The organism is Streptomyces axinellae (assembly GCF_039532135.1).
Taxonomy (GTDB): Bacteria; Actinomycetota; Actinomycetes; order Streptomycetales; family Streptomycetaceae; genus Streptomyces; species Streptomyces axinellae.
Map to the genome: position 1 here is coordinate 165,571 of NZ_BAAARJ010000007.1, position 14,558 is coordinate 180,128.

At 69.4% G+C, this 14,558-nt stretch carries 14 protein-coding genes; 8 read left to right on the top strand and 6 right to left on the bottom strand.

The annotated features are described in order from the left end of the window. Nucleotides 1-2,622, bottom strand: a complete 2,622-nt coding sequence (locus ABD339_RS12610; protein ID WP_344565330.1) for a transglycosylase domain-containing protein — start codon at nt 2,620-2,622, stop codon at nt 1-3. Nucleotides 2,623-3,071: 449 nt separating this feature from the next. Between ABD339_RS12610 and ABD339_RS12615 the strand changes: the two genes are divergently transcribed. Together ABD339_RS12615 and ABD339_RS12620 are read left to right on the top strand one after the other, a co-directional pair. Next, nucleotides 3,072-3,713 (top strand): PadR family transcriptional regulator, encoded by a 642-nt coding sequence (locus tag ABD339_RS12615; RefSeq protein WP_344565332.1) that lies wholly within the window; start codon nt 3,072-3,074, stop codon nt 3,711-3,713. Nucleotides 3,714-3,762: 49 nt separating this feature from the next. Then, nucleotides 3,763-4,845, top strand: a complete 1,083-nt coding sequence (locus ABD339_RS12620; RefSeq protein WP_344565333.1) for an inositol-3-phosphate synthase — start codon at nt 3,763-3,765, stop codon at nt 4,843-4,845. A gap of 277 nt (nt 4,846-5,122) precedes the next feature. On the opposite strand, the gene ABD339_RS12625 is transcribed toward ABD339_RS12620, so the two are convergent. The 3 genes from ABD339_RS12625 to ABD339_RS12635 all read right to left on the bottom strand — a co-directional run bounded on the left by ABD339_RS12625 (nt 5,123) and on the right by ABD339_RS12635 (nt 7,830). Continuing rightward, entirely contained in the window at nt 5,123-6,154 is a 1,032-nt protein-coding gene (locus tag ABD339_RS12625) for an alanine racemase (protein ID WP_344565335.1), read from the bottom strand. A gap of 86 nt (nt 6,155-6,240) precedes the next feature. Further along, nucleotides 6,241-7,371: a lipid II:glycine glycyltransferase FemX gene (locus ABD339_RS12630; protein WP_344565337.1), complete on the bottom strand. Its 1,131-nt coding sequence runs from the start codon at nt 7,369-7,371 to the stop codon at nt 6,241-6,243. A 159-nt stretch (nt 7,372-7,530) separates the two neighbouring features. Further along, nucleotides 7,531-7,830, bottom strand: coding sequence for a hypothetical protein (locus tag ABD339_RS12635; protein ID WP_344565339.1), 300 nt, complete (start codon nt 7,828-7,830; stop codon nt 7,531-7,533). A gap of 240 nt (nt 7,831-8,070) precedes the next feature. Between ABD339_RS12635 and rpsF the strand changes: the two genes are divergently transcribed. The 4 genes from rpsF (at nt 8,071) to rplI (ending at nt 9,803) form a co-directional block, all read left to right on the top strand. Next, complete coding sequence (gene rpsF / locus ABD339_RS12640; protein WP_344565341.1) at nt 8,071-8,361, top strand: 30S ribosomal protein S6; 291 nt, start codon at nt 8,071-8,073, stop codon at nt 8,359-8,361. Nucleotides 8,362-8,443: 82 nt separating this feature from the next. Beyond that, entirely contained in the window at nt 8,444-9,016 is a 573-nt protein-coding gene (locus ABD339_RS12645) for a single-stranded DNA-binding protein (RefSeq protein WP_344565343.1), read from the top strand. A gap of 85 nt (nt 9,017-9,101) precedes the next feature. Further along, the gene (rpsR, locus tag ABD339_RS12650) at nt 9,102-9,338 is read left to right on the top strand and encodes a 30S ribosomal protein S18 (RefSeq protein WP_003978893.1); all 237 of its coding nucleotides are present in this window, start codon (nt 9,102-9,104) and stop codon (nt 9,336-9,338) included. A gap of 18 nt (nt 9,339-9,356) precedes the next feature. Beyond that, nucleotides 9,357-9,803 carry a 50S ribosomal protein L9 gene (gene rplI, locus ABD339_RS12655; protein ID WP_344565345.1) on the top strand — a complete coding sequence of 149 codons (447 nt, stop codon included), beginning with the start codon at nt 9,357-9,359 and terminating at the stop codon, nt 9,801-9,803. Between the two features lie 245 nt (nt 9,804-10,048). Here the strand turns inward: rplI and ABD339_RS12660 are convergent, their stop codons facing one another. Next, the gene (locus ABD339_RS12660) at nt 10,049-11,392 is read right to left on the bottom strand and encodes an MATE family efflux transporter (RefSeq protein WP_344565347.1); all 1,344 of its coding nucleotides are present in this window, start codon (nt 11,390-11,392) and stop codon (nt 10,049-10,051) included. 464 nt (nt 11,393-11,856) lie between these two features. Between ABD339_RS12660 and dnaB the strand changes: the two genes are divergently transcribed. Then, on the top strand, nt 11,857-13,413 hold the full coding sequence (dnaB, locus tag ABD339_RS12665; protein ID WP_344565349.1) for a replicative DNA helicase: 1,557 nt from the start codon (nt 11,857-11,859) through the stop codon (nt 13,411-13,413). 218 nt (nt 13,414-13,631) lie between these two features. On the opposite strand, the gene ABD339_RS12670 is transcribed toward dnaB, so the two are convergent. Beyond that, nucleotides 13,632-13,997, bottom strand: a complete 366-nt coding sequence (locus ABD339_RS12670) for a MarR family winged helix-turn-helix transcriptional regulator (RefSeq protein ID WP_344565351.1) — start codon at nt 13,995-13,997, stop codon at nt 13,632-13,634. Between the two features lie 58 nt (nt 13,998-14,055). Between ABD339_RS12670 and ABD339_RS12675 the strand changes: the two genes are divergently transcribed. After that, nucleotides 14,056-14,427: a hypothetical protein gene (locus ABD339_RS12675; protein ID WP_344565353.1), complete on the top strand. Its 372-nt coding sequence runs from the start codon at nt 14,056-14,058 to the stop codon at nt 14,425-14,427. Nucleotides 14,428-14,558: the final 131 nt, after the last annotated feature.

Here is a 14,558-nt window from a genome sequence, read left to right on the forward strand (position 1 = left end):
CTAGTCTCTGCGGCTTGAGTTGGGGCCGGAGATGAAGCCCCCTTGATCGCCGGTGCCGCCGTTCGGATTGCCGGGGGTGCCGCCGTCGTCGCCGCCGGGATCGCCGTTGCCGCCGCCGTTGTCGTCCTCGCACTTCGGATCCATCGGATTGCAGGAGGTCGTGGACGAGGGCGAGTTGCTCGGCTTGTCGCTCGCCGAATGGGACGGCGAGTTGCTCGGCTTGTCGCTCGCGGTCTCGGACGGTTCGTCGGACGGCTCGTCCGTGCGCGTGGGCGTCGGGGTGGGGCTCATGCCGTCGCCGTAGACCTTCTCGCCGATCGGGCCGGCCTTCGGGAACGACATCACCTTGGTGCCCTTGAGCGCGCCTTGCATGTACTTCGTCCAGATCTCGGCGGGGAAGGACGCACCGTGGATGGTGTCCTCACCGCCCACGCCGTACATCTTCAGGAACTTCTGCGACTTGGCCTGGTCGTTGACCCGCCACATGCCGATCGACGTGGACAGCTGCGGGGTGTATCCGGTGAACCAGGCGGACTTGTTGTCGTCCGTCGTACCCGTCTTGCCCGCCGCCGGGCGGTTCAGCGCCTTGGCCGGCTTGCCGGTGCCCTTCTGGACCACGTTCTCCAGCACGTCGGTGACGTTGTCGGCGACAGCGCGGTCGAAGGTCAGCTTGCTCTTGGAGTGGTGGGTGTAGACCTCCTGGCCCTTCCGCTCGACCTTCTTGACCGAGTACGGCTCCGTGGTCTTGCCGCTCTTGGCGAAGGTGCCGTAGGCGTTGGCCATCCGGATGGCGCTGGGCGCCGAGGTGCCCAGCGAGAAGGTCGGGGTGGTGCGGGCCAGGCTGTCCTCGTCCAGCCCCGCGTCCAGCGCGGCCTCCTTGACCTTGTCGGTGCCCACGTCCATACCTAGCTGGATGAAGGGGGTGTTCACCGATTCCTGCATCGCGTAGCGCAGGTTGATCCTGCCGTAGCTGTGGTCACCGTCGTTGCGCTGGTGCCACTCCCCGCCGTCCTTGTCGTTCCAGATCGTGCCGTCGTAGTCGCGCAGCTTCACCTTGTTGTTGCCGTTGAAGACGCTCTTGGGCGACACCTTGGTGCGCTCCGCCTCGCTCTGCGTCGGGCCCAGGTCGGGGTCGCGCGCCCCGTCCCGCATCGCCGCCGCCAGCACGAACGGCTTGAAGGTGGAGCCGACCTGGACACCGGTGTAGTCGGCGTTGTTGGTGAAGTGCTTGGTCGCGTCCTCGCCGCCGTAGATGGCCACGATCGCGCCGTCGCTCGGTCTGACGGAGGCCCCGCCGAACTGGACGTACTTGTCGACCTTGCGCTTCTTCTCGTCGATGTTCGCCTTCTTGACCTTCTCGACCGAGTCCCGCATCTCCTCCGTCTTCTTCTGATCGAAGGTGGTGTGGATGCGGTAGCCGCCGCTCTCCAGCATGCGCTTGGTGATCTTGCCGCCGCTGTTGTTGACGACGCTCCGGTTCGCCAGCTCCACCAGGTAGCCGGTCTGGCCCTTCAGCTCCGTCGCCTTCTTCGGCTGCTTGGGCATGGGGAAGCCCTTGGCCTTGATCTCATCCCGCTCCGACTTGGACATCTTGCCGATGGCGACCTCGCGATCCAGCGTCCAGGACCAACGGGCCTTCGCGCGGGCGAGGTTCTTGTCCTTGGTGGCCGCCGAGCCGATGCCGCCCGCCGGGTCGTAGAGGTTCGGGCCGTTGAGCGTCGCGGAGAGGAAAGCGGCCTGGCTGGGGTCGAGCTTGGCGGAGTCCACGCGGTAGTACGCCTGCGCCGCCGCCTGGATGCCGTACGCGCCGCGCCCGTAGTAGCCGGTGTTGAGATAGCCGGCGAGGATGTCGTCCTTGTCCTCCTTGGCGCCCACCTTTATGGAGATCAGCAGTTCCTTCGCCTTACGGCTGATGGTCTGCGACTGGTCCAGGAAGGTGTTCTTCACGTACTGCTGGGTGATCGTGGAGCCCGACTGGGTCTCGCCGCCCATCGCCATCTTGCCTACGGCGCGCAGGATGCCCATCGGATCGACGCCGTTGTCGTCGTAGAAGGACTCGTTCTCGGCGGCGATGACCGCCCACTTCATTCCGGAGGGGATCTGGTCTATGCCGACGACCTGCCGGTTGTGGTCGCCCTGGCCCGCGACGACCATCTGCTTGCCGTTGGCCCAGTAGTAGACGTTCTTCTCCTGCTTGGCCGCGGCGCTGGCCTCGGGCACCTGCACCATCCACAGCGCGATGCCCGCGAGCCCCACCATCAGCGCGAGGAAACCGAAGCCCGTACCGAGGAGCAGCTTCCAGGAGGGCAGCCAGCGGCGCACCCCGTACTTGTTGGCACGGGGGTAGTCGATGAACCGTTTGCGCTCCGGCCCGCCTCTGCCGCGTCCGGCTTCACGCGCGGCGCGGCGTCCGCCGCCCGCCGCCCCGGTACTCGCGGAGGCCGCGCGGCGCCGGCCGCCACCGCCCCCGGCACCTTGCTGGGCCGCTCTCCTGGACTCCGCACGGCCGCCGGACGGCTCCGGAGCAGAGCCGCGCGATGCGGCGCGGCGTCCGGAAGTCGGCGGCGGCTGTGCCGCGCGTCGGCCGCGCCCCTGCGGCGGCTTTCGACGGTTTCCGCTCATTGGAACAGCTACTCCTCGGGCAGGCGGCCCATGCGCCTGAAGGTGGCAGTTGACGTCTGGTCCCCCCGAGTGCAAACGGACCGTTTCGCAAGGTCCGCACGCACTGCACCCAGGTCGAGGACGCTTACGCGCGCCGCTCGGTTCCCGGGGGTGGTCTGCACAGCCGACAGACTACGCAGCTTCAAAACCTTCCTAACGGCGTATTCGCCTCATTCGACGCAAAGCTTCTGCTGTGAATCAGTGATGTGAGTCCCTTCACCGGCCCCCCTCTTGTCGCACTCCCGGGCCCGTTCTATCGTCGGGATGTATCGAGCCGATACATCAGAGTGAGATGCCGGTACGTCGCGGCGAGAAGTCGAAGCGACAGTCGAAGCAAGACAGTCGAAACGGGAAAGCGGCGCGTACCGGATGCGTCGGCGCAGTGACGGCCCAAGGAGGTGAGGCGGACGGTGAGCAGACGCTCGGGCATCCTTGAGTTCGCCGTCCTCGGCCTGCTCCGCGAGTCACCGATGCACGGGTACGAGCTGCGCAAGCGGCTCAACACCTCACTCGGCGTCTTCCGCGCCTTCAGCTACGGCTCGCTCTACCCCTGCCTCAAGTCGCTGGTGCACAGCGGTTATCTGGTGGAGGAGACAGCCGGCCGGCCGCAGGCGCAGCCCGCGCTCACCCAGGCGGCGCCGCTCGCCGGGCGCCGGGCCAAGATCGTTTACCGGCTGACGGCCGAAGGCAAGGAGCACTTCGAGGACCTGCTGTCCCAAACGGGCCCCGACGCCTGGGAGGACGAGCACTTCGGTGTCCGCTTCGCCTTCTTCGGCCAGACCTCGCGCGATGTCCGTATGCGCGTGCTGGAAGGCCGTCGCAGCAGGCTGGAGGAGAGGCTCGCGAAGATGCGCGCCTCGCTCGCCCGTACGCGCGAGCGCCTCGACGACTACACCCTCGAACTCCAGCGGCACGGCATGGAATCCGTGGAGCGCGAGGTGCGCTGGCTCAACGAGCTGATCGAGAGCGAGCGTTCGGGGCGTCGGCGCGACCCCGATCACAACGAGTCCTCGGATCCCGCGCCGGGTCCGTCCGAAAACACCGACACATGAGGTTCCCGCTCGTGCGGGCCTCAGCGAGAACACACAGGGAGCAACCGGAATGGGTTCGGTTCGCGTAGCCATCGCCGGCGTGGGAAATTGCGCCGCATCGCTGGTCCAGGGCGTCGAGTTCTACAAGGACGCCGACCCGGACAGCAAGGTCCCGGGTCTGATGCACGTCCAGTTCGGCGACTACCACGTGCGCGACATCGAGTTCGTCGCCGCCTTCGACGTGGACGGCAAGAAGGTCGGCCTCGACCTCGCGGACGCCATCGGCGCCAGCGAGAACAACACCATCAAGATCTGCGACGTGCCGCCCGCAGGCGTGCCCGTCCAGCGCGGCCACACCTACGACGGCCTGGGCAAGTACTACCGCGAGACCATCGAGGAGTCCGACGCGGCGCCCGTGGACGTCGTCCAGGCCCTCAAGGACTCCCAGGCCGACGTGCTCATCTGCTACCTGCCGGTGGGCTCGCAGACGGCCGTCGAGTTCTACGCGCAGTGCGCGCTGGACGCCGGTGTCGCCTTCGTCAACGCGCTGCCCGTCTTCATCGCGGGCACCAAGGAGTGGGCGGACAAGTTCACCGCCGCCGGGGTGCCGATCGTCGGCGACGACATCAAGTCCCAGGTGGGCGCGACCATCACGCACCGCGTGCTGGCCAAGCTCTTCGAGGACCGCGGCGTGGTCCTGGACCGCACGATGCAGCTGAACGTCGGCGGCAACATGGACTTCAAGAACATGCTGGAGCGCGAGCGCCTGGAGTCGAAGAAGATCTCCAAGACGCAGGCCGTCACCTCCCAGATCCCCGACCGCGACCTGGGCGCCGACAACGTCCACATCGGCCCCTCCGACTATGTCGCCTGGCTCGATGACCGCAAGTGGGCCTACGTCCGCCTGGAAGGCCGCGCCTTCGGCGACGTGCCGCTGAACCTGGAGTACAAGCTGGAGGTGTGGGACTCGCCGAACTCGGCCGGCGTCATCATCGACGCGCTGCGCGCGGCGAAGATCGCCAAGGACCGGGGCATCGGCGGCCCGATCCTCTCCGCCTCCTCCTACTTCATGAAGTCCCCGCCGGTGCAGTACTTCGACGACGTCGCACGCCAGAACGTGCAGGACTTCATCGACGGCAAGACCGAAAGCTGAGCGCTCGCCGCTGTGGCCGAACGGTGATTGAGGGGCTGCCCCTGACTGTTCGTTGCCGGCTGTGGGCCCGTCGTGGTCACCCGCGCAGTTCCGCGCGCCCCTTCAGGGGCGCGGGGAACTGCGCGCTCAGGCGAAACGAAGCCGCGGTCTGCGACGGACGGCCGGGGCAGGCCCTTCCCGGGTGCAGCGGGTCCCCGCGCCGCTGGTGTGACGGTTGTCGTTCGTCTGCGCCGCCGTTGTGGCTTGTCGCGCAGTTCCGCGCGCCCCTTCGGGGCGCTCAGCGGTCCACCGTGCGGTCCACCATCGTGGTGGTGTGGCGCAGGATCGCCGTCAGTTCCTCGCCCACGTGCGGCTCCGGCGCGTCCGCGGGGACGAACAGGATCGAGACCTGCATGTGCGGGGGCTCGGCGAACCAGCGCTGCTTGCCCGCCCACACGAACGGCGACAGGTTCCGGTTGACCGTGGCCAGGCCCGCGCGGGCCACGCCCTTGGCGCGCGAGGTCATGCCGTGCAGCGCCTTGGGCGACTCCAGGCCCACGCCGTGCGAGGTGCCGCCCGCGACCACCACGAGCCAGCCGTCGCCGGCGATCTTGCCCTGCCGGTAGCCGAAGCGGTCGCCCTTGGTGACGCGGGTGACGTCCAGGATCGCGCCCCGGTACTCGGTCGCGTCGTGGTCGCCCAGCCACAGCCGGGTGCCGATCCGGGCCCGGAAGCGGGTCTGCGGGAACTGCTGCTGGAGGATCGCGAACTCGTGGGGCTGGAGGTGGCTGACGAACATCGTCTCCAGCGGCAGTCGCGCGGCCCGCAGCCGGTCCATCCAGCCGATGACCTCCTCGACCGCGTCCGTGCCGTCGGTGCGGTCCAGGGGCAGGTGGATCGCGAAGCCCTCCAGGCGCACCTCGTCGATGGCGGCGTGCAGCCGGGGCAGGTCCTGCTCGGTGATGCCGTGCCGCTTCATCGTGCTCATGACCTCGATGACGACCCGGGCCCCGCGCATGAGGCCCACGCCCTCCACCGAGGAGACCGAGCGGATCGCCCGGTCGGGCAGCGGCACCGGCTCCTCGTCCTTGCGGAACGGGGTCAGCACCAGCAGATCGCCGCCGAACATGTCCTTGGTGCGGGCGGCTTCGTAGGTCGTGCCGACGGCCAGGATGTCGGCGCCGAACTTCGTCGCCTCGTCGGCCAGGCGCTCGTGGCCGAAGCCGTAGCCGTTGCCCTTGCAGACCGGAACGATCCCGGGGAACTCCTGGACCACGGACTGCTGGTGCGCCCGCCAGCGATCGGTATCGACGTAGAGGGAGAGCGCCATGTCCGGTAAGGCACCTTTCTGGGTCGGGGGTGTCGGGGTGTCGGGGTGCCGGGTGCGTTGGCAGGGGCCCGGTAGGGGCCCCTCGCTCAGCGCCGCGACATGTAGATGTCGAGCGCCTTGTGCAGCAGCTTGTTGAGCGGGAAGTCCCACTCGCCGATGTACTCGGACGCGTGCCCTCCGGTGCCGACCTTGAACTGGATCAGGCCGAACAGGTGGTCGGTCTCGTCGAGGGAGTCGCTGATGCCCCGCAGGTCGTACACGCTGGCGCCCAGCGCGTAGGCGTCCTGGAGCATCCGCCACTGCATCGCGTTGGACGGCCGAACCTCGCGCTTGTGGTTGGCGGAGGCGCCGTACGAATACCACACGTGGCCGCCGACGATGAGCATCGTGGCCGCCGAGATGCGCTCGCCCTCGTGTTCGGCGAAGTACAGCCGCATGCGGTTGGGGTCCTCGGCGTTCAGGACCTTCCACATCCGCTGGAAGTACTCCTTGGGGCGGGGGCGGAACTTGTCGCGCTCCGCGGTGATCTCGTACAGCCGCTGCCACTCGTCCAGGTCGTAGGGGTTGGTCAGGTTGCCCTGGACCACCTGGACACCCGCCTTGTCCGCCTTCTTGATGTTGCGGCGCCACAGCTGGTTGAAACCCTTGTGGATGTCCTCCAGGGAGCGGCCCTCCAGCGGCACCTGGTAGACGTAGCGCGGCTGGACGTCACCGAAGCCCGCGCCGCCGTCTTCGCCCTGCTGCCAGCCCATGCGGCGCAGCCGGTCGGAGACCTCGAAGGCGCGGGGCTCGATGAAGGTGGCCTCCACATCCCGCAGCCGCTTGACGTCCTGGTCCTGGATGCCCTTCTTGATCGCGGCGGCGTCCCAGCGCCGGATCACCACGGGCGGGCCCATCTTCACCGAGAAGGCACCCTGCTGCTTGAGGTGCGCCAGCATGGGGCGCAGCCACTCGTCCAGGTTGGGCGCGTACCAGTTGATCAGCGGGCCCTCGGGGAGATACGCGAGGTAGCGCTTGACCTTGGGCAGCTGGCGGTAGAGCACCAGGCCGGTGCCGACCAGCTCGCCGCTGCGGTCGTCGAACCAGCCGAGATTCTCCGAGCGCCACTCGTTCTTGACATCCGCCCACGCGGGCACCTGACAGTGGCTGGCCGCCGGCAGGCTCTGGACATAGGCCAGATGTTGCTCTCGGCTGATGGCCCTCAGGGTCAGACTCATGGCGGGACGCTCCTCCGGCGAACTGAGTGATGCTCGCCGGAAGCCTACTGTGCCCTCGGGCGCCCCGTTCGGCTCAGGGCGGGCCCCGTCGTCCCGCACCGCCCGGCCCCCCGGCGCGGTGCCTGGCCCCTGGGAGGGCCCGCTGGAGGGCCCGCGGGCTCAGGGCAGCAGCCCGCCGTGCGCCATGCCCAGGTAGAACCCGACGGCGGCGGCGCCCAGACCGATGATCGTGACGAACCGCTCACCCGTCGTGGCCGAGATGAACTGGCCCCACAGCCCCGTGAGGATCCCCACGAGCCCCGCCCAGGAGCTGAGCGGGTGCAGCCCGGTCCACAGCGTCGAGATGACCGCCGCGAGGCCCAGCAGCATGGTCACGGTGGCGAAGGAGTTCTCGATGGGGTGCGGCTTGCCGTCGGTGTTCAGGAAGGAGAGCGGCCGTCGTCCTACTGCGTGTGCCATGGGGCACCTCCTGACAGAGTGCGGCGCCCGGTGTGGCGCCGTTCACACCCGAGGTGTCCAGATTGCTCCGGGATCCCCCTGGATTTCAACCGGAAGGGCCCCGCCGGGTACTCTGGTCGGTCTGCGCTCCCTCGCTGTCCGGCCGCCTCGCGGCCTTCGCACTCGGAGCGCGGAAACGCATCACGACCCTCCTGCCACGGAACGACCGTGGCCGCTGAGTCCAAAGGAGGTGGGTTCCACATGCGTCACTACGAGGTGATGGTCATCCTCGACCCCGATCTGGAGGAGCGCGCTGTCTCCCCCCTGATCGAGAACTTCCTTTCCGTCGTCCGCGAGGGCAACGGCAAGGTCGAGAAGGTCGACACCTGGGGCCGTCGTCGTCTCTCCTACGAGATCAACAAGAAGCCCGAGGGCATCTACTCGGTCATCGACCTCCAGGCCGAGCCTGCCGTGGTCAAGGAACTCGACCGCCAGATGAACCTGAACGAGTCCGTCCTGCGGACCAAGGTCCTTCGTCCCTCGATGCACTGAGGTCCGTCCTCGAAGCGTCCTGGGAACCGAGTAGCACCCCAGCACCACAGCAGCCAGCAGCACCCCGCCGAGAGGTTCACCCATGGCAGGCGAGACCGTCATCACGGTCGTCGGCAATCTCGTCGACGACCCCGAGCTGCGCTTCACCCCTTCCGGTGCGGCGGTCGCGAAGTTCCGCGTCGCGTCCACCCCGCGCACCTTCGACCGGCAGACCAACGAGTGGAAGGACGGCGAGAGCCTGTTCCTGACCTGCTCGGTCTGGCGGCAGGCGGCGGAGAACGTCGCCGAGTCCCTCACCAAGGGCACGCGCGTCATCGTGCAGGGCCGCCTCAAGCAGCGCTCGTACGAGGACCGCGAGGGCATCAAGCGCACGGTCTACGAGCTGGACGTCGACGAGGTCGGCGCCAGCCTCCGCAACGCCACGGCCAAGGTCACCAAGACCAGCGGCGGCGGGCGCGGCGGCCAGGGCGGCGGCTTCGGCGGCGGTCAGGGCGGCGGCAACGCCGGCGGCGGTGGCCAGCAGGGCGGCGGCAGTGCACCCGCCGGCGACCCGTGGGCCACCGGCGCTCCGGCCGGCGGCGGCCAGGGCGGTGGCGGCGGCTCGGGCGGCGGCCCCGGCGGCGGTGGCGGCTACTCGGACGAGCCCCCCTTCTGATCCGTACCCTCCGGCAGGGCCATGCCAGGCCCGGCGCGGAGGCCGGGGGTCATCCCCCGGGAGTAAACAGCTCTGGAGAGAGACAATGGCGAAACCGCCTGCTCGCAAGCCGAAGAAGAAGGTTTGCGTGTTCTGCAAGGAGAAGATCTCCTACGTCGACTACAAGGACACGAACCTGCTGCGGAAGTTCATTTCCGACCGCGGCAAGATCCGTGCCCGCCGGGTCACCGGCAACTGCACCCAGCACCAGCGCGACGTCGCCACGGCCGTCAAGAACAGCCGTGAGATGGCGCTGCTGCCCTACACCTCCACCGCGCGATAAGGAAAGGGTGACCGACTCATGAAGATCATCCTGACCAACGAGGTCTCCGGCCTCGGTGCCGCCGGCGATGTCGTCGAGGTGAAGGACGGCTACGCCCGCAACTACCTGGTCCCGCGCGGTTTCGCGATCCGCTGGACCAAGGGTGGCGAGAAGGACGTCGAGCAGATCCGCCGTGCCCGCAAGATCCGCGAGATCGCGACGATCGAGCAGGCCAACGAGGTCAAGGGCCGGCTTGAGGGCCTCCGCGTCAGCCTGAAGGTGCGCGCGGGCGACCAGGGCCGGCTCTTCGGCTCCGTGACCCCGGCGGACATCGCCGAAGCCGTCAAGGCTTCCGGCGGTCCCGACGTGGACAAGCGCCGTATCGAGCTGGGCGCGCCCATCAAGTCGCTGGGCGCGCACCAGGTGTCGGTGCGGCTGCACCCCGAGGTCGCCGCTTCGGTGGACGTCGAGGTCGCCGCGGGCTGAGCCCGTTTTCGGCTTGAGCCGTTCTCGGCTGGAACCGACGTTGAGGGCCGCACTCTTTCGGGGGTGCGGCCCTCGATGTGTCCGGGGCCGGGCCGGGGACGCGACCCGTCGTGCGCCGGTTTCTTCCGGGGGCTCCGCCCCTGTCCCCCCGCTCCTCCAGGGCCGGAGGGGCTGGATGGCGGCTCGGCCGCCGGTGGGGTGGGGAGGCGGGCTTCGATCGCCGGAGGGCTGGAAGGCGGGCGGGGTCAGGCCCGGACCGCGCCGGTCACCACCCACCGGCCCGAGCGGGCGCGCAGCCACAGCGTGACCAGGCGAGTGCTCATCATCAGCCCCGCCACCGTCCACCACAGCGCGGTCAGGCCCCCGCCGAGCACCGGCACCAGGAGGGCGACGGGGGCGAAGACCGCGAGGGTGGCGACCATGGCGGCGGCCAGATAGGGGCCGTCGCCCGCGCCCATCAGGACGCCGTCGAGCACGAAGACGACGCCCGCGACCGGCTGGGTCACGGCCACCACCAGCAGCACCGGGGTGAGCTGCGCGATCACGGACTGGTCCGAGGTGAACAGTGGCATGAACAGCGGGCGCACCAGGGCCACCAGCGCACCGAGCACGATCCCGGAGGCCACCCCCCACTGCACCATCCGGCGGCACGCGGCCCGCGCCCCCGCCGCGTCGGAGGCCCCCAGATAGCGGCCGATGATGGCCTGGCCCGCGATGGCTATGGCGTCCAGCGCGAAGGCCAGCAGCGACCAGAGGGTGAGGGTGATCTGGTGGGCGGCGATGTCCGCGTCCCCGAGCCGCGCGGCGACCACCGTGGCGATCATGAGGACCGCCCGCAGCGAGAGCGTACGTATCAGCAGCGGCACCCCGGCCCGGCCGCTGGCGCGGATCCCCGCCAGGTCGGGCCGGAGCGAGGCGCCGTGCCGCCGCGCCCCGCGGATGACGACGGTCAGGTAGACGGCGGCCATGGCCCACTGGGCCAGGACGGTGCCCCAGGCGGAGCCGGCGATGCCGAGGCCGAAGCCGTAGACGAGCAGCGCGTTGAGCCCGGCGTTGGCGGTGAAGCCGCCGACGGCGACGTACAGCGGGGTCCTGGTGTCCTGGAGGCCGCGCAGCACGCCCGTCGCGGCCAGGACGATGAGCATGGCGGGGATGCCCAGGGCGCTGACGCGCAGGTAGGTGACGCCGTAGGGCGCGGCGGTGGCCGAGGCGCCGAAGGCGTCCAGGAGCGCGGGCGCGGTGGGCAGGACGGCGGCGATGACGAGCGCGCCGAGCAGGAGCGCGAGCCAGATGCCGTCCATGCCCTGGCGCAGCGCGGCGGGCAGGTCGTCGGCCCCCAGGCGGCGGGCGACGGCGGCCGTCGTGGCGTAGGCGAGGAAGACGAAGACGTTGACGCAGGTTTGCAGGAGAGCCGCGGCGACGCCGAGCCCGGCCAGCTGCGGGGTGCCGAGGTGGCCGACGATGGCGCTGTCCACCATGACGAAGAGGGGCTCCGCCACGAGCGCGCCGAAGGCCGGCAGAGCGAGCGCGATGATCTCACGGTCGTGTCGGCGTACCTCGGTGCGCGAGGCTGTGGGGCTGGGGCTCATACGTTCGATCAAAACATCCACAAGTAATGAGCGCAAGGACCCGCCGACTCTTACTTGTCGGTGTACGGAGAGACCTGGAACACCCTGCGTGACCCTCTCGGGGACAGCAGGCGGAAGTTTTTTCCCCGCACAGCCGGTGGACGGTTAAAGCGCAGGTCACAGGTGGTATGTGCGGGTGCCATGAGAGTAATCCACAGCGCTGTCCCCCGACTCGTGCACAGCTTTCGGCAGCTTCTCCACAGGTTGGTGGCGACTGTCCACACCCCCCTGTGGATTACGTGATTGGCTGAACCATGGGAGCGCCCTACCGTGGACCAGCGACTGCCTCCCGTTCCCCGTCTCTTCACCGTCGGTTTCCGCACCGACGTGGCCGACATACCGACGCGCCGTGACCGGAGCCGGGCGGATCAATTGTCAGAGCAGTGCCGTAAGACTGTGGCGTACGAGGGGAGGAGGTGACGGGGGTGACACAGCAGCCCGAACACGTCGAGGACCCCTGGGTCGCCGACCTCTCCGTGGAGGAGAGCTTCCCCGTCTCCCGCCAGCGGTCCCCCGGTTCAGGACAGCACGGCCCGAACGGTCAGCACGGGCAGAACGGCTCGAACGGGCAGCGGCGCTCCGGCGGTTCCGGGGGCGGCGGCCGGGGCGGCGGCCTGGCCGAGCAGCACGAGCGCGGACCCGAAGGCCCCCCCGGAGGGTTCGAGCGGGTCCCCCCGCAGGACTTGGAGGCGGAGAAGTCCGTCCTCGGCGGCATGCTCCTGTCCAAGGACGCCATCGCCGACGTCGTCGAAGTCCTCAAGGGCAACGACTTCTACCGCCCCGCGCACGAGACCGTCTACCAGGCGATCCTCGACCTGTACGCCAAGGGCGAGCCGGCCGACCCCATCACCGTCACCGCCGAACTGACCCGCCGGGGCGAGGTCGCCCGCGTCGGCGGCCCCGGCTACGTCCAGTCGCTGGTCCAGGCCGTCCCCACGGCGGCCAACGCGGAGTACTACGCGGAGATCGTCCACGAACGCGCCATTCTGCGCCGGCTCGTGGAAGCCGGTACCCGCATCACGCAGATGGGATACGCCGCCGACGGCGACGTGGACGACATCGTCAACAGCGCCCAGTCCGAGATCTACGCCGTCACCGAACAGCGCACCTCGGAGGACTACCTCCCGCTCGGCGACATCATGGAAGGCGCCCTCGACGAGATCGAGGCGATCGGCTCCCGCAGCGGCCAGATGACAGGCGTGCCCACCGGCTTCACCGACCTCGACTCCCTCACCAACGGCCTCCACCCCGGCCAGATGATCGTCATCGCGGCGCGTCCGGCCATGGGAAAATCCACGCTCGCCCTCGATTTCGCCCGCGCCTGCTCCATCAAGCACGCCATGCCCAGCGTGATCTTCTCGCTGGAGATGGGCCGCAACGAGATCGCGATGCGGCTGCTGTCCGCCGAGGCGCGGGTGGCCCTGCACCACATGCGTTCCGGCTCCATGACGGACGAGGACTGGACGCGGCTGGCCCGGCAGATGCCCGGCGTCACCGACGCGCCGCTCTACATCGACGACTCGCCGAACCTGTCGATGATGGAGATCCGTGCCAAGTGCCGTCGCCTCAAGCAGCGCAACGACCTCCAGCTGATCGTCATCGACTACCTCCAGCTGATGCAGACCGGCGGCTCCCGGCGCCCCGAGAGCCGACAGCAGGAGGTCTCGGAGATGTCCCGGAACCTCAAGCTCCTCGCGAAGGAGCTGGAGGTCCCGGTGATCGCGCTCTCGCAGCTGAACCGTGGCCCCGAGCAGCGCACCGACAAGAAGCCGATGGTGTCCGATCTGCGCGAATCGGGAAGTATCGAGCAAGATGCCGACATGGTGATCCTGCTGCACCGCGAGGACGCCTACGAGAAGGAGTCGCCGCGCGCGGGCGAGGCGGACCTGATCGTGGCCAAGCACCGTAACGGCCCGACGGCCACCATCACAGTCGCCTTCCAGGGGCACTACTCACGGTTCGTGGACATGGCCCAGACCTGACGCGGTGTCAGTGCGGGTCCTCTGCCCCTGAGTCCTTTTCTCCCCCGTGTCCTTTTCTCCGTCGGGGTGTCATGGCCAGGGCAGTGCTGACACGGTCCGGGGAACCGCGGACGGGACGGCGCCCGATGGGGGGAAGTCGAGGGCCGGCCTGGTGTGCTGTGGCAGGCGCCGCTCCAGGTGGCCGCTCGGGCAGGTCGTCATGGGGGATACCGGGCGGTTCAGGGTGTGACCGTGTCCGGGAACCGGCGCTGGGTGCGGCCGGCTACGAGGAGCTGGTGGAGGCGGCCGAGTGCGGCGATGAGGGCGGCTCGCTCTGTGTCGTCCGCCCGGGCCAGCGCATGGGTCAGGGCCTTGTCGGCGCGTCCGGCCCGGCGCTGCTGGCCGGCGGCGCGGATGGGTTCGGTGACGTCGACCAGTGTTTTGCGTCCGTCGGAGGGGTCGGCCGCGGTGATGGCCCAGTTGCGGCCGGCCAGGGCCCGCACGCTGGTGGAGACGCGGCTTTGGGCCAGGCCGGTGCGCTTTGCGATGTCGCCTACAGCGCTGCGGCCGTTCAGGAAGAGGCGGCTGCTGCTGCCCGTCGGCATCGTCGCCGGCGTCGGTTCCAGATACCTCAAGGAGATTCCGTCCGGGAACACGGCCCACTTGATCGAGGCGGCCGGGCTCGCGGCCGGGCTGCTGTTCGGCCTGGCCTCGGTCGCCCTGATCCAGGTCCGCCGCGACCCGGCCGACTCCCGCCTGGTCACCGTCGCAGGCTGGCCCTACGCCGCGCTGTGGACGGCCGCGATGGCCCTGCGCATGGGCTTCGCCTACGGCTCCACCCACTGGTTCACCCACGCCCTGGCGACCTTCTCGGTCCAGCACCAGGTTCCGGCCGCCACCTATGGCACCGCCTTCGTCCTCATGGTCCTGGCCATGATCACCGTCCGGACCGCCGGCGTACTCATCCGTGCCCGCCTCGCGGGCGCCACCGTCAACTCCGGCGCCCTGCGCATCGCTCGCCACTTCGCCCGCTGAGCGCTCAGCCGGGGAGTGCGGGAACGTCATGGTGCCGGCGATGCAGCCCCGCACCGCAGTGCCGCGGGTGCGGGGCGCGGGCGCCGCGCGGCACGGGTCACGGGGTGGCACCGAGCACCGCGCGGCACGGC